The organism is Sulfurihydrogenibium azorense Az-Fu1, from assembly GCF_000021545.1.
Taxonomy (GTDB): Bacteria; Aquificota; Aquificia; order Aquificales; family Hydrogenothermaceae; genus Sulfurihydrogenibium; species Sulfurihydrogenibium azorense.
In genome coordinates, this window is sequence record NC_012438.1 from 436,185 (window position 1) to 458,765 (window position 22,581).

Annotated in this window: 22 protein-coding genes; 17 read left to right on the top strand and 5 right to left on the bottom strand. The window is 33.2% G+C overall.

Going from position 1 to position 22,581, the window contains the following annotated elements:
* The first annotated feature begins 181 nt into the window (after window positions 1-181).
* The 11 genes from thrC (at window position 182) to uvrB (ending at window position 7,911) form a co-directional block, all read left to right on the top strand.
* Window positions 182-1,414 carry a threonine synthase gene (thrC, locus tag SULAZ_RS02370; protein ID WP_012674666.1) on the top strand — a complete coding sequence of 411 codons (1,233 nt, stop codon included), beginning with the start codon at window positions 182-184 and terminating at the stop codon, window positions 1,412-1,414.
* 10 nt (window positions 1,415-1,424) lie between these two features.
* Window positions 1,425-1,706, top strand: coding sequence for a MoaD/ThiS family protein (locus tag SULAZ_RS02375; RefSeq protein WP_012674189.1), 282 nt, complete (start codon window positions 1,425-1,427; stop codon window positions 1,704-1,706).
* Between the two features lie 14 nt (window positions 1,707-1,720).
* Window positions 1,721-1,963 (top strand): NIL domain-containing protein, encoded by a 243-nt coding sequence (locus tag SULAZ_RS02380; RefSeq protein ID WP_012674824.1) that lies wholly within the window; start codon window positions 1,721-1,723, stop codon window positions 1,961-1,963.
* Between the two features lie 37 nt (window positions 1,964-2,000).
* Window positions 2,001-2,921, top strand: a complete 921-nt coding sequence (locus tag SULAZ_RS02385; protein ID WP_012674100.1) for a Ppx/GppA phosphatase family protein — start codon at window positions 2,001-2,003, stop codon at window positions 2,919-2,921.
* Window positions 2,918-3,262: a nucleotidyltransferase family protein gene (locus SULAZ_RS02390; protein ID WP_041675780.1), complete on the top strand. Its 345-nt coding sequence runs from the start codon at window positions 2,918-2,920 to the stop codon at window positions 3,260-3,262. The genes SULAZ_RS02385 and SULAZ_RS02390 overlap by 4 nt, the downstream gene beginning before the upstream one ends.
* A complete protein-coding gene (locus tag SULAZ_RS02395) occupies window positions 3,199-3,621 on the top strand; it encodes an HI0074 family nucleotidyltransferase substrate-binding subunit (protein ID WP_012675004.1) in 423 nt (140 codons plus the stop codon). Before SULAZ_RS02390 ends, SULAZ_RS02395 begins: the two co-directional genes overlap by 64 nt.
* A complete protein-coding gene (locus tag SULAZ_RS02400) occupies window positions 3,611-3,919 on the top strand; it encodes a nucleotidyltransferase domain-containing protein (protein WP_012673496.1) in 309 nt (102 codons plus the stop codon). Before SULAZ_RS02395 ends, SULAZ_RS02400 begins: the two co-directional genes overlap by 11 nt.
* Window positions 3,916-4,236, top strand: a complete 321-nt coding sequence (locus SULAZ_RS02405) for a hypothetical protein (protein ID WP_012674462.1) — start codon at window positions 3,916-3,918, stop codon at window positions 4,234-4,236. Before SULAZ_RS02400 ends, SULAZ_RS02405 begins: the two co-directional genes overlap by 4 nt.
* Before the next feature lie 86 nt (window positions 4,237-4,322).
* Complete coding sequence (locus SULAZ_RS02410) at window positions 4,323-5,762, top strand: RNA-guided endonuclease TnpB family protein (RefSeq protein ID WP_041675782.1); 1,440 nt, start codon at window positions 4,323-4,325, stop codon at window positions 5,760-5,762.
* 35 nt (window positions 5,763-5,797) lie between these two features.
* The gene (locus SULAZ_RS08890; RefSeq protein ID WP_012674536.1) at window positions 5,798-5,926 is read left to right on the top strand and encodes a hypothetical protein; all 129 of its coding nucleotides are present in this window, start codon (window positions 5,798-5,800) and stop codon (window positions 5,924-5,926) included.
* Window positions 5,923-7,911 (top strand): excinuclease ABC subunit UvrB, encoded by a 1,989-nt coding sequence (gene uvrB, locus SULAZ_RS02415; protein WP_012673620.1) that lies wholly within the window; start codon window positions 5,923-5,925, stop codon window positions 7,909-7,911. Before SULAZ_RS08890 ends, uvrB begins: the two co-directional genes overlap by 4 nt.
* Before the next feature lie 2 nt (window positions 7,912-7,913).
* Here uvrB and SULAZ_RS08995 read toward each other — a convergent pair whose 3' ends face one another.
* The gene (locus SULAZ_RS08995) at window positions 7,914-8,090 is read right to left on the bottom strand and encodes a hypothetical protein (RefSeq protein ID WP_012674325.1); all 177 of its coding nucleotides are present in this window, start codon (window positions 8,088-8,090) and stop codon (window positions 7,914-7,916) included.
* Window positions 8,091-8,170: 80 nt separating this feature from the next.
* On the opposite strand from SULAZ_RS08995, the gene SULAZ_RS02420 reads away from it, so the two are divergent.
* The 6 genes from SULAZ_RS02420 to SULAZ_RS02445 all read left to right on the top strand — a co-directional run bounded on the left by SULAZ_RS02420 (window position 8,171) and on the right by SULAZ_RS02445 (window position 17,331).
* On the top strand, window positions 8,171-9,166 hold the full coding sequence (locus SULAZ_RS02420) for a 3-dehydroquinate synthase II (RefSeq protein WP_012674159.1): 996 nt from the start codon (window positions 8,171-8,173) through the stop codon (window positions 9,164-9,166).
* A gap of 1 nt (window position 9,167) precedes the next feature.
* On the top strand, window positions 9,168-10,718 hold the full coding sequence (locus SULAZ_RS02425) for an MlaD family protein (RefSeq protein WP_012675089.1): 1,551 nt from the start codon (window positions 9,168-9,170) through the stop codon (window positions 10,716-10,718).
* Window positions 10,719-10,731: 13 nt separating this feature from the next.
* Window positions 10,732-11,433, top strand: coding sequence for a Crp/Fnr family transcriptional regulator (locus SULAZ_RS02430; protein ID WP_012673643.1), 702 nt, complete (start codon window positions 10,732-10,734; stop codon window positions 11,431-11,433).
* 87 nt (window positions 11,434-11,520) lie between these two features.
* Window positions 11,521-12,918 (top strand): TolC family protein, encoded by a 1,398-nt coding sequence (locus SULAZ_RS02435; RefSeq protein ID WP_012674338.1) that lies wholly within the window; start codon window positions 11,521-11,523, stop codon window positions 12,916-12,918.
* Between the two features lie 2 nt (window positions 12,919-12,920).
* Window positions 12,921-14,084 carry an efflux RND transporter periplasmic adaptor subunit gene (locus SULAZ_RS02440; RefSeq protein ID WP_012673860.1) on the top strand — a complete coding sequence of 388 codons (1,164 nt, stop codon included), beginning with the start codon at window positions 12,921-12,923 and terminating at the stop codon, window positions 14,082-14,084.
* Window position 14,085: 1 nt separating this feature from the next.
* On the top strand, window positions 14,086-17,331 hold the full coding sequence (locus SULAZ_RS02445) for an efflux RND transporter permease subunit (RefSeq protein WP_012674625.1): 3,246 nt from the start codon (window positions 14,086-14,088) through the stop codon (window positions 17,329-17,331).
* Between the two features lie 36 nt (window positions 17,332-17,367).
* On the opposite strand, the gene mnmA is transcribed toward SULAZ_RS02445, so the two are convergent.
* The 4 genes from mnmA to SULAZ_RS02465 are packed head-to-tail and all read right to left on the bottom strand — an operon-like array spanning window position 17,368 to window position 22,547.
* Window positions 17,368-18,423, bottom strand: coding sequence for a tRNA 2-thiouridine(34) synthase MnmA (gene mnmA, locus SULAZ_RS02450; RefSeq protein ID WP_012674937.1), 1,056 nt, complete (start codon window positions 18,421-18,423; stop codon window positions 17,368-17,370).
* Window positions 18,424-18,483: 60 nt separating this feature from the next.
* Window positions 18,484-19,710, bottom strand: coding sequence for a type II secretion system F family protein (locus SULAZ_RS02455; RefSeq protein ID WP_012674863.1), 1,227 nt, complete (start codon window positions 19,708-19,710; stop codon window positions 18,484-18,486).
* Window positions 19,710-20,801 carry a type IV pilus twitching motility protein PilT gene (locus SULAZ_RS02460; RefSeq protein ID WP_012673878.1) on the bottom strand — a complete coding sequence of 364 codons (1,092 nt, stop codon included), beginning with the start codon at window positions 20,799-20,801 and terminating at the stop codon, window positions 19,710-19,712. Before SULAZ_RS02460 ends, SULAZ_RS02455 begins: the two co-directional genes overlap by 1 nt.
* Window positions 20,802-20,813: 12 nt before the next feature.
* Entirely contained in the window at window positions 20,814-22,547 is a 1,734-nt protein-coding gene (locus SULAZ_RS02465) for a GspE/PulE family protein (protein WP_012674988.1), read from the bottom strand.
* Between the last annotated feature and the right edge of the window lie 34 nt (window positions 22,548-22,581).

Here is a 22,581-nt window from a genome sequence, read left to right on the forward strand (position 1 = left end):
TCTCATAAACACCTTTTAAGTTTTTTATAGTTAAGAGTTTTGGTTTCATAATAATTACTATTATACAGTTTTTAATAGTTTCTGTTGACTGTTTTTAACCTCCTGTTGATAAAAATTATTTATATTTTAACATATTTATGCTAAAATTTTTAATCTATATTTCAAGATGGAGGCAATGTAATTGGCAAAAGTAAAGGGGCTTAAATGTAAAGAGTGTGGAACAGAATACCCAGTTGAGCCTATTCACGTTTGTGAGTTTTGTTTTGGTCCTTTAGAGATAGTTTACGACTATCAAGAAATAAAGAAAAATATATCAAAAGAGAAAATAGAAAAAGGTCCAAAAAGTTTATGGAGGTATGTAGACCTTCTTCCTGTAGACAATCCTACAGTAGGTCTATCTGCTGGATTTACACCTTTAATAAAAGCAGAGAACCTCGGAAAAGCCTTAGGTTTAAACAATCTTTATATAAAGGATGACTCTGTAAACCATCCTACTTTATCTTTTAAAGATAGAGTTGTGGCAGTTGCTTTGTCTAAAGCAAAAGAATTTGGTTTTGATACTGCAGCTTGTGCATCTACAGGAAACCTTGCAAACTCTGTTGCAGCCCATGCAGCTTCTGCTGGAATGAAATGTTATGTCTTCATTCCTTCTAACCTTGAAACAAATAAAATAATAGGAAGTCTTGTTTTTAATCCTGTTGTTGTTGCAGTTGATGGTAACTATGACGATGTAAACAGACTTTCTTCTGAGATTGCCAACGAGTTTGGTTGGGCATTTGTCAATATAAACGTAAGACCTTTTTACTCTGAAGGTTCAAAAACTCTTGCCTTTGAAGTTGCAGAGCAGCTTGGTTGGAAGATACCTGATACTGTAGTAGCACCTTTAGCATCTGGTTCTTTATACACTAAAATATGGAAAGGATTTAATGAACTTATAGAAGTTGGCTTAGTAGAAGGAAAACCACCAAGGATGCTTGGAGCTCAAGCGGAAGGTTGTAGTCCAATATACCAAGCACTAAAAGAAGGAAGAGACTTTATAAAGCCAGTAAAACCAAACACAATAGCAAAATCTATAGCTATAGGAAACCCAGCTGACGGTCCTTACGCTGTCAAAGTTGCAAAAGAAAGTGGAGGTGACATACAGATAGCTACAGACCAAGAGATTATAGAAGGAATCAAATTACTTGCAAAAACAGAAGGAATATTCACAGAAACAGCAGGAGGAACAACGATAGCAGTTCTTAAAAAGTTTGCTGAGGCAGGAGTTTTTGATAAAGATGAGGTTGTAGTTGCTTACATTACAGGAAACGGTTATAAAACTATGGAAGTTTTAGAAGGAAAGTTAGAAAAACCTATTCACATAAAACCATCATTAGTAGAGTTTAAAGAGAAAGTTATAAATAAAAATCAGTAAGGAGGTTAGTATGGCAATAACTGTAAGAATACCAACAGCTTTAAGAAGAATTACCCAAGGACAAGGAGAAGTTTCAGTAGAAGCATCTAACATAGCCGAGCTTATAGATGCTTTAGAAAAAGAGTTTCCTGGAATAAAAGAGAGGTTAGTTGACGAAAACGGAGAAATTAGAAAGTTTGTAAACTTTTTTGTTAATGATGAAGATATAAGATTTCTACAAGGTAAAGATACACCTTTAAAAGATGGAGATGTCGTTGCAATTATTCCAGCTATAGCAGGTGGAAATAAATAAAGAGGTAAAAAATCATGACTTCTATGAAGCTGAAGTTAATATATCCAGAAGAAAAAATTAAAGAACCTTTACTCAGTAAAGTTTGTAAAAATTTTAATGTTGACATAAATATAAGAAAGGCAAATGTACAAGAAAAAATAGGATGGCTTGAACTTGAATTTATAGGGAGTGAAGAAGAGATAGAAAAAGCTATCCAATTTTTAGTGGATAACAATGTAGAAGTACTACCTATAGAAGGTCAAGTATTTATAGAGTAATGAAAATGTATTTTCAAAAGAAAGTTATTGAGAAAAAATGAAGCCAAAGATATTAGTACTCATTGACATTGGCACATACTCAACTCGTATGCTGATAATAGCTGTCCATAATGATGGTAGTTTTAATGAAATCTTTTCTGTGGGGAGAATTACAGCTCTGGGTAGAAAATTAAAAGAGACTGGCTACCTACAAAAAGAAGCAATGGAAGAAACGTTAGCAGTTTTAAGAGAGTATGTTTTAATAGCAAAAGAGTACCATCCGGATAAGATAGTGGCAGTTGCAACTCAAGCCTGTAGAGAAGCAAAAAACGCACAAGAATTTTTAGAAAAAGTAAAACAGCTTGGAATAGATGTAAGAGTGATAACAGGGGAAGAAGAAGCTTCCCTCTCCTTTTTGGCAACATCAAAAGCGTTAAACATTCAAGATAAATTTGTAGTGATAGACCAAGGTGGAGGAAGTACAGAGTTTTCTTACGGAGAAAAAGATAAATTAATAAAAGCAATATCTTTCCCTTTTGGAATAGTTAACCTTACAGAGAGGTTTATAAAATCAGACCCACCAACTAAACAAGAGTTAGAATCACTACAAGAATTTTTAAAACCTCAGATAGAGACTGCTTACAAAGAGATGAAAGACGCAAATCAACTGGTAGGTCTTGGAGGGACTATAACAACAGTTGTAGCTCTTGAAAAAAATCTTTACCCTTACGACTCAAAAAAGGTTCACGGCTCAACCTTAACCTATGATAGCGTGAAAAAATGGTTTGAGAAACTCTCATCAATGACTTTAGCTCAAAGAAAATCAATACCTATGATAGAAGATAAAAGGGCTGAGAGTATAATATCCGGGATAGCTATATTTAAAGTTGCAATGGAGATATTCCAGAAGGACACCATAAGAATAAGTGAATGGGGCGTCAGACACGGACTACTTTTATCTTATCTACAACAGTTATGATAAAGGAAAAGTACATTGACTTGATAGGTCAAGCTATAGAGAAAGCTTTAAACCGAGATTGTGTAATAATTTTTTTTGGTTCTATTTTAGATGAGAGGTTTAACAAAACATCAGATATAGATGTTGCTATCTTTTGTAATCAAGAGTTAAGTTCAAAAGATTTGATTAACTTACAAGAAAGATTAGAAGATATACCAGTTTTAAGAGATATAAATTTAGTAGATATAAGGTCGGTTAAAAATTTAGAATTTTTAAACAACATAATGAAAGGTAAAGTATGGAAAAGTTCGCCAGATCTTTTGAAAGATTTAAAAAAGCATATAGAAAATTTGAAGAAGTAGTCAACAACCCATTTTTACCTGATATATTTAAAGACGAGTTTTTAATAGAAATTACTACAAAAAGATTTGAATATACCTACGAAGCTCTCTGGAAAACTATCAAGGAATTTCTAAGATTAAGAGGATTAGAGTGTAATTCACCAAAATCTTGCTTTAAAGAAGCTTTTAAAGAAGGCTTAATTACTACAGAGTATGAAGAAGTGATTTTTGATATGATAGTTCTTAGAAATAATCTCGTTCACGTTTACGATGAAGAAATGGCAAAAGAGATTTATTCAAAAATAGAACAAGATAAATTTCTAAAAGCTTTTAAAACTATAATCAACAAAATTGAAGAAATTATTCAAAATGGAGTATAAACTAAGACTTTCAAAGGAAGAGATTCAAGCAATAAAAGATACTGCATTAGATGTTTTTGGTAGCGATGTAAGGCTGTGGATTTTTGGAAGTAGAGCTGACCCAAGGAGGAGAGGTGGAGATATAGATATTTATATAGAAGTTCAAGACGTAGAAAACATACTTGAAAAACAACTAAAATACCTTTCAAGATTAAAACTAAAGATAGGAGATCAAAAAATAGATTTGATTGTTAAACCATACGATTGTAAAGAAATTATATGTGTAGAAGCAAAAAATACGGGAGTTAGATTAATATGAAGCCAGAGTTAATATACAAGCAAACTTACCAAGAAAGTCAGAAGCATCTAAACAGGTTAAAAAGTGGATTTAACGCTTTAAAAACTAGAGGTTTCTTACCCTTAGATGAAGAAAAGATTAATAGCATTTTAGAAGATGATTTTACATTAGCCATTTTAGATCAGATAGTTTACAGATTTTCAAAACTACAAGACTCTCTATCAAAACTTATTAAAAGTTATTTATACATGAAAGGAGAAAATGTTGAAAATTTGACAATGATAGATATCTTACATAAATTAGAAAAGTTAGACCTTGGTATAGGAACTAGTTACTGAATATATAGATAAACCTTGACGAATAAAAACTATTGTGTTATATCTATGACTATGAAATTGAGCAAATGTGATAGAAATAACTTCAGATGAGTAAAGACATGATAGTAGGCGCTTACGAATATCGTTGTTTTGCAAATAAAGGAAAAATCTTGAGAGTTATTGAAGTTTTAAAAGAGTATAGAAAACTTGCTAAAATCATATCTAATCTTCAATGGGAAGCCTTTTTCAAAACTGGAAAATTTAATAAATATTTAAAGCTTAAATCAATCCATTCAAATCTTTCAGAAAGATGGAAACAAACCTGTCAATGGCAAGTTGTATCTGTGTTAGAATCGTTTATCGGTAATATTCAGAACAAATTTAAAGAAATCGTGTTAAACTCAAATTTAAACGAGGAAACAAAACAATATCTTTTAGCTATAAACAAAAACAAAGACTGGTTTAACTCTGATATTAAGTATGATAATGAAATTAAAAAACTTGCAAGGAAAATTTTCAAGCATATTCTTTCAAGATGGAACCTTCCATCCTTTAAACACATAAATTTACATCTTGATAGCAAAGTTGCAGTAGTAGAAGAAAACGAAAAAAGCAGAGCTTTTGACAGATGGATTAAATTATCCACTCTTGAAAAAGGAAAACCTATATTCTTACCTTTGCAAAATAATACATATGCCGAACAACTTGAAGGTGAACTTTTGAATTTTTGTCAAATATCGGTAGAAAAAGATACCCTTATAGTAAAGCTAATTAAAAAACTAAAGGATAAAAAGAAAGAATATATTCCCAAAACCGAGAAAATAGCTTTGGATGTAGGATTAAACCCGTTGTTTGCTGTAAATACTGGAGACCTTTTTGGCAGAAATTTTATTGATTATCTTAAGAAACTTGATGAGAAAATAACAAAAAGAATATCTTCGCTTCAAAAGAAAGGCATAAAACCATCTCAAGATATGAAATATGTAAAACTGGTTAAAAGATTGAGTAATTTTTTACAGAATGAAATAAACAGATATATAAATAGGATAGTAGAACTCTACAAACCAAGAGAGATTGTAATAGAAAAATTAGACTTTAGAAGTCCAGATTTATCTAAAAGAATGAACAGGTTATTAAGCAATTTTGGAAAAAGATTTATAAACGAAAAACTAAATAGATTGAAAGAAATATATGGGATACAGATAGTAGAAATAAACCCTGCTTACACATCTCAAACCTGTTCTTCCTGTGGATATGTTGATATTAAAAACAGGAAAAATACTCAAGAGTTTGAATGTAAAGCTTGTGGGAAGAAAATTAACGCTCAAGTTAATGGTGCAAGAAATATCCTTGCAAGACGTTCTTGTAAGGATGTAAAAATCTACTACTCGAAAAAGCAAATCCTTCAGATACTGATAAAAAGGTATCTGGAGAGACTGAAAGGGTGTAATAGTGCTCCCTTGGATATTGTCAGGAGTAATCCATATTTTAAAGATTACCTTGACGATTTCCTAAACCCTGCAGTAGTAGAGAATAAACGTCTATAAAATGGGGAACTATAACTAAAGAAAAATGGTTTGAGTTGAGAGAGTTAAGAAATATTCTTGTCCATGAGTACGAAGATGAAAAAGATAAAGTTTCAAAAACTCTTAACAAAATTTACGATGAAATTCCATTTTTTGAGAACTTTTTAGAGAAGTTAAAACTATGAGTAAGTCTATCTTTAAACTAAAAGCACCTTTTGAGCCAACAGGAGACCAGCCAAAGGCTATAAAGCAGCTGTATGAAAACTTAAAGTCAGGTATTAATGAGCAGGTCTTACTGGGAGCTACAGGAACAGGAAAAACATTTACCATAGCAAACCTTATAGAAAAGTACGGAAGACCTACACTTATCCTGTCCCACAACAAAACTCTGGCAGCTCAGTTGTACAGAGAGATAAAAGAACTCTTTCCTGATAACGCTGTAGAATACTTTGTCTCTTACTATGACTACTACCAACCTGAGGCCTATATTCCCCAAAAAGACCTTTACATAGAAAAAGACAGTGCTATTAACGACTCCATAGACAGATTGAGACACTCAGCAACAAGAAGTTTGATAGAAAGACCAGACACAATAGTCGTTGCATCTGTATCTTGTATATACGGACTTGGGACTCCTGAATTTTATGAAAAGTTAAGACTTCAACTTTACGTAGGAATGGAAATAGACCGTCAAACCCTTCTTAGAAAACTTGTAGAACTTCAATACCAGAGAGATGACTTTTCTCTAAAAAGAGGAACATTTAAAGTGAAAGGCGATACGGTAGAGATACTTCCAGCTTACACAGAAGATGTTATTATCCGAATTGAGTTTTTTGGAGATGAGATAGAAAACATAACTGAGATAGATATATTCAACAGAGATGTAAAAAGAAAGTTAGAAAGAACGGTAATATTCCCTGCAAGCCACTATGTAATACCAAGACCTGATATGATAGAAGCTATAAAACAAATACAGAAAGATTTAGAAATAGAAGTAGAAGAGTTTAGAAAGCAAGGAAAAGAGATAGAAGCAAATAGGCTCTGGCAAAGGACAAACTACGATATAGAGATGATGTTAGAACTTGGAACATGTAAAGGAATAGAAAACTACTCAAGATACTTTGATGGTAGAAAACCGGGAGAACCTCCTTACACACTTATAGATTACTTTCCAGAAGACTTTTTACTTATTATAGATGAATCCCACGTTACAATTCCACAAATAAAAGCTATGTACAACGGAGATTTAGCAAGAAAAGAAAATCTTGTAAAGTACGGTTGGAGAATGAAGTCGGCTTACGATAACAGACCTTTAAAGTTTGAAGAGTTTGTCAGTAAAATCCAAAAGGCTATCTACGTATCTGCAACACCTGCCCAGTGGGAGATAGAAAGGTCAAAAGGTGTAATAGTAGAACAGATAATAAGACCAACAGGACTTTTAGACCCTGTTATAGAAGTAAAGAAAACAGAAGGACAGATAGATGACCTAATAAACGAAATATGGAAAGTAAAAGAGAGAAATGAAAGAGCGTTAGTAATAACTCTTACCAAAAAGATGGCAGAAAATTTGGCAGACTACTTACAAGAAAGAGATATAAAGGCTGTGTACCTTCACTCAGAGATAGACACTATAGAAAGAGCAAAGATAATAAAAGAGTTTAGAGAAGGAAAGTACGACGTAATAGTAGGTGTAAACTTACTTAGAGAAGGTCTTGATATGCCAGAAGTCTCTTTAGTGGCAGTTTTAGATGCAGATAAACAAGGATTTTTAAGGTCAAAGACAGCACTAATCCAAACGATAGGAAGAGCTGCAAGGAACGAAAACGGAAAAGCAATACTCTACGCAGATAAACTAACACCTGCTATGGTAGAAACTATAGAAGAGACAAACAGAAGAAGAAAACTACAACAAGAGTATAACGAAAAACACGGTATTACACCAAAAACAGTAAAAAAAGAAATAAAAGATTTAATATCTTTAGAAGAACTTGGAATATTAGAACTTTACCAAGAGATACCGGAGGACATATCAACAGAAGAAGATTTACTTAAAGAGATAGAAAAGTTAGAAAAACAGATGTGGGAGTATGCTAAAAACTGGGAGTTTGAAAAGGCAGCCCAAGTGAGGGATAAGTTAGAAAAGTTAAAAAAATTAGCAACAGTATTGTAAAATCAAGCAAACAAATCTACATGACCTTCTTTTATTTTATTTTCTTTCTCTTCTTTACTTTCCTCTTTTAGAGTTTCTTTTTTAACTTTACTTTTTTTCTTTTTTAAAAACTCTCTCTTTGATTGGTCTTCTGAAACCGGTTTTATTTCAAAAACTTTATCAATGTTTAAATCGTCCATTTTAATAACCTTAAAAAATCATTTAATACATCTAAATTTATGGTAAAATTAGAGAAAAACAATCTCAATGAGGAGAGTATATGAAAGAGTTTATTCTTGATGCAAGAGGACTACCAAAAACTGCAATAACTACTGCTATAGAGTCCGGAGTAGATTACATACTTATTGAAGAAGAAAAGGCAAACGAAATAAAAAAGTTAGGTAGAGTAAAACTCATACTTCAAGACAAAGAAGGAAATCTTACAGAAGACTTCGTTATAGTAAAGATAGAAAATAAACAAGATGAAGAAAAAGCAGCAAACTTGGCAAAAAGCGGTAAAAAAGTTATAGTTCAAACTACAGACTGGACTATAATTCCTTTAGAAAACCTTATAGCCCAATCACCTAACATATACTCTATAGTAAAGGATGCAGAGGAAGCAAAAACATCTATAGGAATCCTTGAAAAAGGTGTAAGAGGAGTAGTTCTTAAAACAGACAACTTGAACGAAATAAAAAAAGTAGCGAAAATTATAAAAGAGGATACAGAAAAGTTAAACATGGTAAAAGCAAAGGTGACAAGTATAAAACCCGTAGGTATGGGGGATAGAGTAGCTGTGGATACAACGTCCTTACTTAAAAAAGGAGAAGGGATGCTTGTAGGTAACTCTTCAGCTGGCATGATTTTAGTACATGCTGAGACAGAAGAGTCAGAGTATGTAGCATCACGACCTTTTAGAGTAAATGCTGGAGCTGTCCATATGTATACCCGTGTACCAAACGGTAAAACTACATATCTAAGTGAGCTTTCATCTGGAAAAGAAGTTATGGTATATGACTTTAATGGAAACGGAAGAGTTGTGTACGTAGGAAGGGCAAAAGTAGAAAGAAGACCTATGCTCTTAATAGAAGCTGAGTACGAAGGGAAAAAACTCTCTGCTATTCTACAGAATGCAGAAACTATAAGAGTTGTAAAACCAGATGGAACACCTGTATCAGTAGTAGACTTAAAAGTTGGTGATGAAATAGTAGGGTACGTAGAAGAAGCTGGAAGACACTTTGGAATGAAAGTAGAAGAAACAATTATGGAGAAGTAAGATGAATAATTCTGTAAAAGTAGGAATATTTGTATTAGTAATATCTGGTTTGTTAGGATTTTTAATAATAAAATTCAGTGGTAAAGAGTTTGGTCAAAACTACAAAGAATATTTTGTTTACTTTACAGATGCTCAAGGACTGTCTCAAGGAGCTGACGTTCAAGTTCAAGGTGTAAAATCTGGAAAAGTAGAAGAGATAAAATTTGAGCAGGGGAAAGTAAAGGTAAAGTTTAAAGTAAGGCAAGAAATACCTATCTATAAAGATGCGAAGGTTGTAATAAGGACATACGGTTTAATGGGAGATAAATATCTGTATGTAGAACCTGGTAACCCATCTTCTGGAGAGTTGGTATCAGGAGGAGTTATTGAGAATACTACCAAGATAGCATCTACAGAAGAAATGATAGACCAAGTTCGGTTGTCGGCTAAGAAATTTGGAGAGTTGATGGATAATCTAAACAAAGCATTAGGAGATGAAAGACTAAAAAAACTAATAGAAGACTTTGATAAATTTGCATACAATACTAACGAAGTTGTAGTACAAAACAAAGAAGATGTTAGACAAGCTATAGCAAATATAAGGGCTATAACTGCAGAGTTAAGACAGAAACTGCCAAGTATAACTGAAAATCTTGATAAAACATTGGAAAACACGAAAAATATAACAGATGAAAACAGAGAAGACATAAGGAAGTTAATAGCAAACCTAAAAGATTTATCTGTAGCGTTAAAAGAAAAAGCACCAAAGACTTTAGATTCTGTTGATAAAGCAGCAACAGAAATAGAGAAAGCCGTAAGTGAAAACAGACAGGATTTAAGATTAAGTATAGAAAACATAAAGAAAGCTTCAGACAACCTAAACCAAATCCTTGCAAAAGTTAACGAAGGAAAAGGAACTTTAGGAAAACTTGTAAATGAAGACAGTTTTTATAACAATGTTAATGAAGGAGTAAAATCCTTTGCAGAGCCATTTAAAGTTGTTAAAGAGTCTAACCTTGAAGTCATAATGCAAGGGGAAAAACATACAGGGAACAAAGACTCTAAAGCAGGAGCTGCATTTAGGTTTGTACCACCAAGTGATGATAGATACTACTATGTTGGTATTTTGTCTAACTCTCAAGGATATGTAGATAAAAAAGAGGAGATAACAGCAAACGGAACTACCACAACATACGTTACTAAAAAATATGGAATACTCTTTGATTTACAGTATGCAAGGAAGATTTTAAACCTTGGAGAGTCCCAACTTTGGGCAAGGTTTGGTATAAAAGACTCATCAGCTGACTTAGGTGGAGATTTTGTTTTAAGTCCTAATTTAAAATTTGTAGCTGATGTTTATAGATTCAACAGAAAAGATTTAGTAAACCAGCCTAACAATCCACAGTTTGATTTTGGTTTAGAGTATAGATTTTCTAAATATCCTGTCTTTGTAAAGTTAGGTGGCTCAGACCTTTTAAACAGCTCTGTTAGAGGCTTTTATATAGGTGGAGGATTTGTATTTACAGACAACTACTTAAAGTATCTTTTAGGTTCTTTACCTAAAGTAAGATAAAAGAGGTGAGAAAATGAGAGAGATTAAAAATATAGATAAATTAAGTGTTTTAAAAGAGATTCCACTTTTTTCTGGTTTAAAAGAAGAAGAGCTTAAAAGTATAGAAAAGTTTTTCATCTATAAAGAATATAAAAAAGGCGAGTACATCTTTTACGAGGGAGATAGGGAGCCCGGGATATACTTTGTTGTTGATGGAATAATAAAACTTATCAAAGAGACGTCTGATGGTAAAACTGTTATTTTAAGATTAGCAACGAAAGGGGAAAGTTTTGGTTGGCTTGTTATGAAAGACTCTACACCTACAAGTACTTACTCAGCTCAAACATTGATAGATTCAAAAGTTTTATACATATCAAACCAAGACTTTTTAAAATTACTTTTAATGTATCCTGCTTTAGCTATAAGGATAACTTGTGATTCTACAAAGAAAACCCTTGAAGCTTACGACAGACTAAAAAGTCTTGCTGTAGAGAAAGTAGAAGGAAGAATAGCTACATTACTTTTAGAGTTGGTAGAAAAAATAGGAAAAAAAGAAGGAGATAATGTTGTAATAAACGCTCCTATAACAAGACAAGATATAGCAGAAATGGCTGGGACAACTGTAGAAACAGCCATAAGGGTTATAAGCCGATGGAAAAAGGAGGGTATATTAGACACGGAAAGAGGAAAAATAGAGATATTTGACATAGATTACCTGCAAGATTTAGTCAGCTGAAAATATGTCAAAAATCAGAAAAGTTCTATTTCGTAGTGGTATAATAATATTCTAATATTCTAATATTCTAATAAAGAGGTTAAGAGAATGAAGAAAAATAAAAGTTTAAGTTTATTGATTGTATCTTTTTTAACTGCCTCATCTTTTGCTAAAGAGGTATCCCTTGAAGAGGCTATCCAAACAGGATTACAAAACAACTACGAAGTAAAGGCATCAGAGAAGATGTTAAAATCAAAAGAGTACGCTTACCAATCAGCAAAGGGTTATATGTATCCTTCTTTAAACTTTAGTGAGATGTTTATGAGGACAAACGAGCCGGGCTATGCAATGTGGAACACTATGAGCCAGAAAAAACTTGACTTTATGACTTCTTCAAAGTTTGTAGATATGACAGCTTTAAACCCTATGTTTGGTAACATGTTTGCTAAACCTTCCTATCCAGAGGTAAACAGCTGGAGAACAAAAATTGAACTACAGCTTCCAATCTACACAGGTGGGAAGATATCTTCTGGTATAGAGATGGCTAAAAGAGATTACGAATCTTCTAAACACGAATACACAAGATCTAAAGAAAAAGCTATATACGATATATCAAAAGCTTACTATGGAGCTCTCCTTGCCAAAGAAGCTATAAAGCTTGCAAATCAAGCTTACAAAGATGCTGAAAAACACTACCAAACAGCTCAGTCAATGGTAAAAAACGGTCTTGCTATTCCTGCAGATGAACTTAGAGCTAAAGTTTATATGTCAGAAATGTCAGCAAAGATAAAAGAAGCTGAAAACAACTACTTAGTAGCAAAAAGAGGATTACTTTTAGCTATGGGACTGGATAAAGTAGACCCTACAGAGATAGATGTTGTAGGAAACCTTGTTTGTGAAAATGTAGAAAAACCTGTTGGAGAGTATCAAGATTACGCTTTATCCCACAGGTCAGACCTTTTAGCTGTAAGGGAGAAAATAAAAATGGCTCAAAAGTATGTAGATTTTAACAAATCAGACTTACTGCCTACTGTAGGAGCTTTTGCATCTTACGAACTTAATGACGGAAAATGGATGTTAGGTAATGAAGGAAAGTGGTGGATGGCTGGAGTTGCTTTAAACTGGAAAGTATTTGATGGTTTTCAATCTTTTAACAAGTATAAAAGCGCAAAAGAGATGTACGACCACTATAAACAACAAGAGAAAGGATTTGAAGAATTTATAAAGTTTAACGTGTACAAAGCTTACAAAGATTATCTAACAAGTAAAGACAAACTTAAAACAGAGATGGACAACGTAAGGTATGCTGAAGAGATTTTAAAGGTTACAGAGACAAGGTATAAAAACCAACTTGCTTCTATGATAGACCTTTTAGATACACAAACTATGTATGATAAAATAAAGTTTGATAAGGCTCAGGCAGAGTATAACTGTCAATTATTAGTTTTAGAACTTAAATATCAATCAGGATTACTAATTCAAGAAAATCAAAAGAGAGGAGAGTAGCTATGAACAAAACAGTTAAGTTTATACTCTTTTTTGTATTACCTATTGCCATTTTTATACTTTGGCTTGGTGGATTTTTATCCCATAGGGTAGAACCCGGAGAAGCAAAAGACAAGGGTAAAGTTGTAAGTGGGTTGCCGGTTTTAACTGTTGAGGAAAAGGAAGTACCTAACGTCTACAAAGCTGACGGTATGATTACAGCAGAAAATAACGCAAAAGTATCAACAAAATGGATGGGTAGAATACTAAAGATTTATGTAAACGAAGGAGATTATGTAAAAGCAGGTCAAACTCTCGCTGTTCTTGATGACTCCGAGATAAGACAACAAAAGAATGAAGCTTTGGCAGGTTTGGAGGAACTTTCAAAGGCAAGAGATGAAGCATTGGCAGCAAGGAAAGCAGCTTTAGAAAATTACGAGTTTGCTAAAAGAACCTATGAAAGATTTAAAAACCTTTACCAAGAAAATGCAGTATCAAAACAACAACTTGAAGAAATAGAAACTAAAATGGTCGCTGCTAAATCCATGGTTGAACAGGTAGATGCAAAATTAGCTCAACTAAAAGCAAAAGAATCCCAAGTAAAGGCTAAAATTAACCAAGTAGATATAATGGCAGGATACGCCGTTATAAAAGCTCCTTTTGATGGATATGTCATAAAGAAAATGAATGACGAAGGAGATATGGCAGCTCCGGGAATGCCTATATTTATAATAGGGGAGAAAAAACTCCAATTTGTTGCTAATTTAGACGAGTCTTTATTAGATAAGGTAAAAGTTGGAGACACTTTGAAAGTTAAACTTGGAGATAGGGAAGTAGAAGGAAAGATTGTAGAGAAAAATCCAAATATAGACCCAATGAATAGGACTTTTAAGATTAAACTTGATATACCTTACTCTGAATCTATAACTTCCGGAATGTACGGAAAAATTTTGATACCAATCTCAACATCTAAAAAGATTGTAATACCTAAATCTGCCGTATTTAAGTGGGGACAGCTTACAGCTGTATACGTGGTAGGACAGGATAACGTAATTCGTTTAACTTATGTAAAGTTAGGTGAAGATTATGGAGACAGTGTAGAGGTGTTATCAGGAATAAAACCGGGAGATAAGATTATTGCATCACAAACAGAAAAAGCTTGTGATGGATGCAGGTTAGGAGGTTAAAATGGAGAACCTCGGACTGGCAGGAAGGATAGCAAAGTACTTTCTTAACTCTAAACTTACACCTCTTTTAGTTGTTGCATCTTTGTTACTTGGATTTTTTGCTGTATTTACTACCTCAAGAGATGAAGAACCTCAAATTGTTGTTCCTATGATAGATATTATGATTCCATATCCGGGAGCAAAATCTCAAGAGGTAAACAGTCTAGCTGTAAAGCCTCTTGAAAAATTAATGTGGGAAATTCCAGACGTAGAATATGTATACTCTTACGCTGGAGATGGTTTTGGAATAGTTACAGTTAGATTTAAAGTTGGTGCAAATCCAGAGGACTCCCTTGTAAAACTTTACAGTAAAGTTATGTCAAACTACTATAAAATGCCAAAAGGGGCTATGGACCCTATCATAAAACCAAAATCTATTGATGATGTTCCTATACTCTCTATAACACTACACAGTGATAAATACTCTTCATACGACTTAAGAAGAATAGCAGAAGTAGTAGAAGATGAGATAAAACAGCTCCATAACGTATCAGAAACTACCATCATAGGTTCAAAGCCAAAAGAGATAGATGTTTTATTTGACCCAGTTAAATTAAATGCTTACAACATTATGCTTCCACAAGTCGTTCAAGCTTTAGAAAATGCAAACTTCTCTTTACCTTCTGGAGAATTTGACAAAGATAATTACAGGTACAAAGTAAGAACAGGGCAGTTTTTAAAGACAAAAGAAGATGTTGAAAATGTAGTAGTAACTGTTTACAACAACGCTCCTATTAAGATAAAGGACATAGCAAAAGTTGAAGAAGGTGAAGGAGAAATAGAAAACTACGTCCAGTTTGGATATGGACAGGCTTCTGGAAACAAAGATAAACCTCTGGAAAATGCTGTAACTATAGCTGTTGCTAAAAAAACAGGTAGTAACGCAGTAGTAGTTGCAGAAAACATAATAGAAAAACTAAACGAAATGAAAGGTAAAGTAATCCCATCTGATATAAACTTTACAATAACAAGAAACTACGGTGAAACAGCTTCTGAAAAAGCAAACGAACTTATAGAACACTTACTTATAGCTACTTTCTCAATTGTACTACTTATAGCTGTTACCCTTGGATTCAGAGAATCTTTAATTGTTGCGGTAACAATACCTGTTACATTAGCTATAGCATTATTCCTTAGTGAGATGTACGGTTATTCTCTAAACAGGGTTACACTGTTTGCTTTAATATTCTCAATAGGTATACTTGTAGACAACTCTATCGTTGTTTTAGAAAATATCCATAGATGGTTCTCTATGAGAAAAGTACCACAGGAAGAAGCTGCTGTTATTGCAACTGATGAAGTTGGAAACCCTACCATACTTGCAACATTTGCTGTTATAGTAGCATTACTTCCTATGGCTTTTGTTACTGGTCTTATGGGTCCGTATATGAGACCAATACCTATAAACTCTTCCGTTGCTATGTTCTTCTCTATGCTTCTTGCATTTATCCTTACACCTTACTTAGCTATAAGATGGCTTAAACATGACGAGCACCATGAGTCTCCAGAGTCCCTTGGAAAAGAAGATGAAGCAAGAGCTGGATTTTTGGTACGATTCTTTAATGCTGTATATATGCCTTTATTCCAAAGTAGAGCAAAAAGATGGCTATTTTTAGGCTTTGCAGGTATGCTTTTAGTTATATCGGCAATGCTTATAGTAAGTCGTGCTGTTTTAGTTAAAATGCTTCCTTATGATAACAAAAGCGAATTACAAGTTGTTTTAGATATGCCAGAAGGAACTCCACTTCAAGAGACATATAGAGTGGCAAAACAGATTGCAGACTATATTAAAAATACAAACGAAGTTAAAAACTATGTAATATACGTAGGACAACCAGCTCCTTTTGACTTTAACGGATTGGTAAGACACTATTACTTAAGAGAAGCTCCTAACTTAGCTCAGATTCATATTAACCTTATAGGAAAATACGATAGAAAAGAGCAATCCCACGAAATAGCAGAAAGAATAAGAGATAAAGTAGCCCAAATAGCCAAAGAAAACGGAGCTAAGTATGTAGCTGTAGTAGAACCTCCACCAGGACCGCCTGTTTTATCTCCAATAGTTGCTGAAGTCTATGGTCCAGATTATAAAGGACAACTTCAAGTTGCAAATGAAATTAAGAAGATTTTTGAAAATACCAAAGGTGTTATAGACGTTGGAATATATACAAACTATCTACAAAGAGAGTACCAAATTGATGTAGATAGAGAAAAAGTTAAAAGATACGGCCTATCTGAGGATGTTATTGTAAAGACTTTAAGAGTGGCTTTAGCAGGACATAAAGTAGGGTTAGTTCACTCCTCAGACGATTTAAACCAAGTTCATATCGTTGTAAGACTTGATGAAAGGTACAGACAAAGTCTTGATGATATCTTATCTATGAAGATACCTTCACCAATGGGTGGTATTCCAATAGGGTCTTTAGTAACTGTTAAACCTTCTTCTACAGAAAGTGATATCTATAGGAAGAATTTACAACCTGTTGTCTATGTTATAGCAAACGTTAATGATACGTTAGGTAGCCCTGTTTATCCAATACTAGACCTATGGGATAAAATTAAAAACATAAAAACTCCTGACAGAAAACCTGTAGAAGAGTTACTTACTCACCAGCCAGAGCTTACAGATAAATACTACGTTAAATGGGACGGAGAATGGCAGGTTACCTACGAAACATTTAGAGATATGGGTATAGCTTTCGCAGTCGCTATAGTTGTTCTATACATCCTTCTTGTTGGATGGTTTAAATCTTTCAAAATGCCAGCTGTAATAATGTCTCCTATACCTTTTACATTGGTAGGTATAATACCAGGCCATTTATTAATGGGAGCTTTCTTCACGGCAACATCAATGATAGGATTTATAGCTTTAGCCGGAATAATATTAAGAAACTCTATACTCCTTGTTGAGTTTACAGAGCAAAAGTTAAAAGAAGGCTACTCTTTAGAAGAAGCTCTTTTAGAAGCAGGAATAGTAAGAACAAGACCAATTCTACTTACAGCAGCTGCAATAGTAGTTGGTGCGTTTGTTATCATATTTGACCCTATCTTTAACGGTCTTGCAATAGCGTTGATATTTGGAACAGTAGCTTCAACTCTCTTAACGTTAGTTGTTGTACCAGTTCTTTACTACATGATAGTAGGAGAGGAAAGAAAACTTCATCTATGTCCAGCTGTACCAGTTGATAAGAAGGAAGAAAATTGTTAAGATAAAATTCCCTCTCCTTTAAAGAGGGGAGGGTTTTTAAATAATAACTCCACCACCTAAGAGAGTATCATCTTGATAAACAGCAAGTATCTGACCTGGAGCCATCTTTTGTTGTTTTTCTTTAAATGTTATTTTTAAAAGTTCTCCATCGTAATGAAAATCTCTAACTTCTATTGGTTTTTGTCTGTATCTTCCTTGTACTTGAATGTTTTTCCACTTCTCTATAGGAACTAAAAAGTTAAAGTTTTTTGCTACAACTGTGTCTGTTAATAGATGCTCTTTTTCTCCAACTATTATAGTATTTTTGATAGGGTCTTTATCTATAACATAGAGAGGTTCTTTCCATCTAATTCCTAAACCTTTTCTTTGTCCAATAGTGTAGGCTTCTAATCCTTTATGTTTTCCAAGTACTTTACCTGATACATGAACTATATCACCAATCTTTAACGGAATTCCTAAACTTTTAAAGTACTCTTCTGGTGTTTTTCCAGCTGTAAAACATATCTCAAAACTTTCTGACTTTTGACTTACAGGAATTTTATTTTCATATGCAATTTTTCTAACTTCTTCTTTAGTAAAGTCTCCAAGTGGAAAAATAAGCATATCTATCACTTCTTTTTCTACAAGTGCCATGAAGTAAGACTGGTCTTTAGATGTATCTACACCTCTTTTTATAACTTTTTCACCGTCTAAAAAGTCAGTTTTTATATAATGTCCTGTTGCAAAAAAGTCGGCTTTCAATACTTTTTTTGCATACTTTGCTAAAAGTCCGGTTTTTACTTCTCTATTACATATACTACATGGATTGGGTGTATATCCAGATTGATACTCTCTTATGAAGTAATCTATAACTTTTTCTTTAAATATATCCTGCCAGTCTATTACATAATGAGGGATACCAAGAAAAGAAGCTACTTTTTTTGCATCTAAAATATCTTTTGTAGAACAACATACTTGTTTATCAAGACTACATTGGTCAACTTCTGACAGTTTTAATGTTATACCTATTACTTGGTATCCTTGTTGTTTTAAAATAAATGCAGCAGTGGAGCTGTCTACTCCACCACTTAGTCCTACTACAACCTTTTTCAAGAAACCACCAGTTTAGATATTTTTATGATGATAATATATGCTAAAATTCCTTTAAATAAACTACTTAACAAGTTCTCCAATTTTGAATATTGGTAGGTAGAGAGCTATAAGTATAAATCCTACAATTCCACCTATCACAACCATCATTAAAGGTTCTAAAGTAGATATTAATGCGTCTACTTCTCTGTCTACTTCATCTTCGTAAAAAGATGCTATTGTATCAAGCATCTCATCTAATCTACCTGTATTTTCTCCAACAGCTGCCATAGCTGTAAACATAAGTGGGAAGTAATTTTTATCTAACGACTGACTAAAAGGTTTACCTTTTTCTACATCTGTTTTTGTTTTTTGCAAAGATTCTTCTATAAGAACGTTACCTACAGTTGAAGAAGCTATCTCTATAGCTCTTATAATTGAAACTCCACCGTTTATCAATGTTGCAAACGTTCTTGCAAACTTTGCTAAAGCTCCTTTGTGTAAGATTTTTCCAATTAAAGGAATTTTTAAAAACAGTTTGTGGTAGAATCTTTTACCACTGTAAGTCTTGTAAATCTGTTTATTTATAACAACTACTGCTATTATAAATCCTATAATAAATAGAATGTTAGATTTAAGGTTGTTACTTATGTTTATAAGTATTTGTGTTAAAAATGGAAGTTCTCCTCCCATACTACTGTATATTTCTGCAAAGGTTGGGACTACAAACGTTAAAAGCCCTAAAACTATTAATGTTGCAATAACTAAAACAGCTGTAGGGTACCAAGAGGCACTTTTTATCTTCCCTTTTATGGCTGCTAATTTTTCGTAATAAACAGTTGCTCTTTTTAAAGTCTCGTCTAACTTACCAGACTCTTCTGCTGCATCTACCAAATTTACTAAAAAAGGAGGAAAAACATTAGGATGTTTAGCCATTGTTTTAGATAAAGACATACCAGTTACTACGTCATCTCTAACTTTATTAATTGCTTCTTGTAAAGTAGGATTTGGCATCTGTTGAGCCAGTATTTCAAGAGCTTGTGTAATGCCTATACCTGCGTTTATCATAGCTCCAAGCTGTCTTGTAAATATTGCTAGATCCAGTTCTTTAACTTTACTCTTAAAAAGCTTTATTCCACCAGAAGAAGTAGCTTTTGCATCCTTTTTATCTTTAACATTTTTTACATTTATTTGGATATCAATAAAACCTTGATTTTTTAATATTTCTTCTGCTTCTTCAATAGTAGAGGCTTCTATTTCACCTTCTCTCTTTATACCATATCTGTCTCTTGCTATATACTTAACTTTCATTATCTAATCCCTGCAGCTGATATCATTCTTTTTAGTTCTTCTGGTTCAGGAGATATTTTTAATGCATCTTCTACTGTGATTAGTCTATTTTTTAATGCTTTTAGTAGTGATTGGTTCATAGTTTGCATTCCACTTTCAGCTTGTCCCGTTTGCATTAAGCCGTATATTTGGTGTATCTTATTTTCCCTTATTAAGTTTCTTATAGCTGTGTTAGGTATCATAACTTCGTGAATTAAAACTCTCCCACCTCCTATTTTAGGTAGTAGTCTTTGAGATATAACACCTTGTAATACAAAACTAAGTTCTGTTCTTACTTGGTCTTGTTCTTCCATTGGAAAAACGTTTATTATTCTGTTTATGGTTTGGACGGCTGTATTGGTGTGAAGTGTTCCAAATACAAGGTGTCCTGTTTCAGCAGCTGTTAACGCTGCTCTTATAGTTTCTAAATCCCTCATCTCTCCAACTAGAATTACGTCTGGGTCTTCCCTTAATGCATACTTTAGTGCTCTAGCGAACGAGTCTGTGTCTGTACCTACTTCTCTTTGAGCGATTTTAGACTTTTTATGTTGATATACATACTCTATTGGATCTTCTATAGTAATAATATGATGAGGAAAGTTTGTGTTAATGTAGTCTATCATAGATGCTAATGTAGTTGTTTTTCCCGAACCTGTTGGCCCCGTAACTAAAACTAGACCCATAGATAAATGGCACAGGTCTCTTACTTTAGGTATCAGTCCAAGCTCTTCCATTGATTTTATTTCATAGGGTATCCTTCTTAAGGCAGCTGCTACGGTGCCTCTTTGATAGTAAACGTTTACCCTAAACCTTCCTATACCTTTAATTCCAAATGAAAAGTCTATTTCTTTATTTTCTTCAAATGTCTTTTTTTGTTTTTCGTTCATAAATGAGTATATAAGAGATTGGGAGTCCTTAGGTGTTAAAGGAGGATACATTTCAAGAGGAGTTATCTTTCCATCAACCCTTATACAAGGAGGAAGACCTGCAGTTATATGAATGTCCGAAGCTCTTCTTTCTACTGCAATTTTTGCTATCTCGTCTATTGATAATCTGGGAGCTGCTGTCTCCATCTCTCAACCTCCTTACTTCATAAGCACTCTTTCTATTTCTGCTATATCGGTGATCCCTTTTTTCATCTTTATTAGACCATCTTTATATAATGTTTTCATTCCGTTTTTTATTGCAACCTCTCTTATATCATCTGCACTTTTTCCCGCTATAATCAATTTTTTTATGTTTTCATCTAATTTTAAAATTTCATGAACAGCTGTCCTTCCTTTATAACCAGTTCCGTTACACTTTTCACATCCTTTTGGATTATGGACAAAAAAAGTTCCTTCTTTTATATCTTCGTCAGAAAATCCAAAACTCTTTAACACTTCTGGAGGATAATTTGCAGGTTGTTTACAGTTGTTGCATAGCTTTCTTATAAGCCTTTGTGCTACTATTGTATGAACTGCAGTAGATACTAAAAATCTGTCTACTCCTATGTCTACAAGTCTTGTTATAGTAGATGGAGCGTCGTTTGTATGCAGAGTAGAAAATACTAAGTGTCCTGTCAAAGCTGCTTTTACAGCTATTTCAGCTGTTTCCCTGTCCCTTATCTCACCTACAAGGATAATATCTGGGTCCTGTCTTAAAAATGCCCGTAAAGCTGCAGCAAAAGTAAGACCAATCTCTTCCTTTACATGAACTTGATTTATACCGAATATAGATACTTCAACTGGGTCTTCCGCTGTCATAATATTTACATCATCTTTATTTCTTTCCATTAAAGCAGAGTAAAGGGTGGTTGTTTTACCTGAACCTGTTGGTCCTGTAACTAAAACCATACCCCAAGGTGAGTAAATACCCTCTCTGAATAGTTTTAAATCGTCTTCTTCAAACCCTAAGTCTTCTAACTTTATGTTTAGATAACTCTCTGCATCTTGTATTCTCATAACAATTTTTTCGCCGTAAACAATAGGAAGTATAGAAACCCTTAAATCGTATTTTTTTCCATTTATAACTATCCTTATCCTTCCATCTTGAGGCAACCTTTTTTCAGCTATATCAAGATTAGCCATAATCTTGTATCTAGCGGCCAAAGCATCTTTTATAGTTGGAGGAAACTCTTTTACAGTTCTTAAAATCCCATCGACCCTGTATCTTATCCTTAGCAACTTTTCCATAGGTTCTATATGAATATCAGAAGCTTGTGAATTAATTGCATCAACTATTATGGCTCTTGAAAGTTTAACTATAGGACTTTCTTCTGCTTCAGAAAGGATATTTTCTAAATTTTGTTCTTTTTCTTGTTGTTCTTCAGTAACATCTACATCTAAAGATATATCTTCTATCATTTTTTTTGCAGGGATTAAGGGAAGTATACTTTTGTATAAATTCTCAATCTCACTTAAAGTTGCTACATATGTATCTAGAAATTTAACTCCTGTAAAAAATTTTATTTGATTTATGGCTTCTTTATCTGTCGGGTTTAAAACTGCTATTTTTAAAATGTTGTTTTCTATACTGAATGGTACTATCTTATTTTTTTCCATGAAGGATGGAGATATTTTTTCTAAGACTTCCTTACTTATATCAATTTTATGAACTGTAGGATCAAAAGGTTTATATCCAAAAAACTTTATAAAAAACTCTTTTACTTTGTTTTCATCTACTATATTATTTTTTATTAAGTATTCAAGGACTTCTGTGAAAGTTTTTCTAGGATTAATGTTTGGATTTCCTCTGACTTTTTCTAAAGGGACAATTCCCTCATCAACCATCCTTCTGAGAACAAGAAAAACTCTTTTTTGTTGTGGATTGTTCTGCATTTTTATACCTTTCGTTAAAATTTTTATAATATAA

Coding starts and splice junctions, on each gene's coding strand:
- SULAZ_RS02375 (WP_012674189.1), top strand. CDS start 1,425: ATGGCAATAACTGTAAGAATACCAACAGCTTTAAGAAGAATTACCCAA.
- SULAZ_RS02440 (WP_012673860.1), top strand. CDS start 12,921: ATGAACAAAACAGTTAAGTTTATACTCTTTTTTGTATTACCTATTGCC.
- SULAZ_RS08995 (WP_012674325.1), bottom strand. CDS start 8,090: ATGGACGATTTAAACATTGATAAAGTTTTTGAAATAAAACCGGTTTCA.
- SULAZ_RS02455 (WP_012674863.1), bottom strand. CDS start 19,710: ATGAAAGTTAAGTATATAGCAAGAGACAGATATGGTATAAAGAGAGAA.
- SULAZ_RS02410 (WP_041675782.1), top strand. CDS start 4,323: ATGAGTAAAGACATGATAGTAGGCGCTTACGAATATCGTTGTTTTGCA.
- uvrB (WP_012673620.1), top strand. CDS start 5,923: ATGAGTAAGTCTATCTTTAAACTAAAAGCACCTTTTGAGCCAACAGGA.
- SULAZ_RS02400 (WP_012673496.1), top strand. CDS start 3,611: ATGGAGTATAAACTAAGACTTTCAAAGGAAGAGATTCAAGCAATAAAA.
- SULAZ_RS02405 (WP_012674462.1), top strand. CDS start 3,916: ATGAAGCCAGAGTTAATATACAAGCAAACTTACCAAGAAAGTCAGAAG.
- SULAZ_RS02460 (WP_012673878.1), bottom strand. CDS start 20,801: ATGGAGACAGCAGCTCCCAGATTATCAATAGACGAGATAGCAAAAATT.
- SULAZ_RS02465 (WP_012674988.1), bottom strand. CDS start 22,547: ATGCAGAACAATCCACAACAAAAAAGAGTTTTTCTTGTTCTCAGAAGG.
- SULAZ_RS02435 (WP_012674338.1), top strand. CDS start 11,521: ATGAAGAAAAATAAAAGTTTAAGTTTATTGATTGTATCTTTTTTAACT.
- SULAZ_RS02390 (WP_041675780.1), top strand. CDS start 2,918: ATGATAAAGGAAAAGTACATTGACTTGATAGGTCAAGCTATAGAGAAA.
- SULAZ_RS02380 (WP_012674824.1), top strand. CDS start 1,721: ATGACTTCTATGAAGCTGAAGTTAATATATCCAGAAGAAAAAATTAAA.
- SULAZ_RS02385 (WP_012674100.1), top strand. CDS start 2,001: ATGAAGCCAAAGATATTAGTACTCATTGACATTGGCACATACTCAACT.
- SULAZ_RS02445 (WP_012674625.1), top strand. CDS start 14,086: ATGGAGAACCTCGGACTGGCAGGAAGGATAGCAAAGTACTTTCTTAAC.
- SULAZ_RS02430 (WP_012673643.1), top strand. CDS start 10,732: ATGAGAGAGATTAAAAATATAGATAAATTAAGTGTTTTAAAAGAGATT.
- SULAZ_RS02395 (WP_012675004.1), top strand. CDS start 3,199: ATGGAAAAGTTCGCCAGATCTTTTGAAAGATTTAAAAAAGCATATAGA.
- SULAZ_RS02420 (WP_012674159.1), top strand. CDS start 8,171: ATGAAAGAGTTTATTCTTGATGCAAGAGGACTACCAAAAACTGCAATA.
- SULAZ_RS02425 (WP_012675089.1), top strand. CDS start 9,168: ATGAATAATTCTGTAAAAGTAGGAATATTTGTATTAGTAATATCTGGT.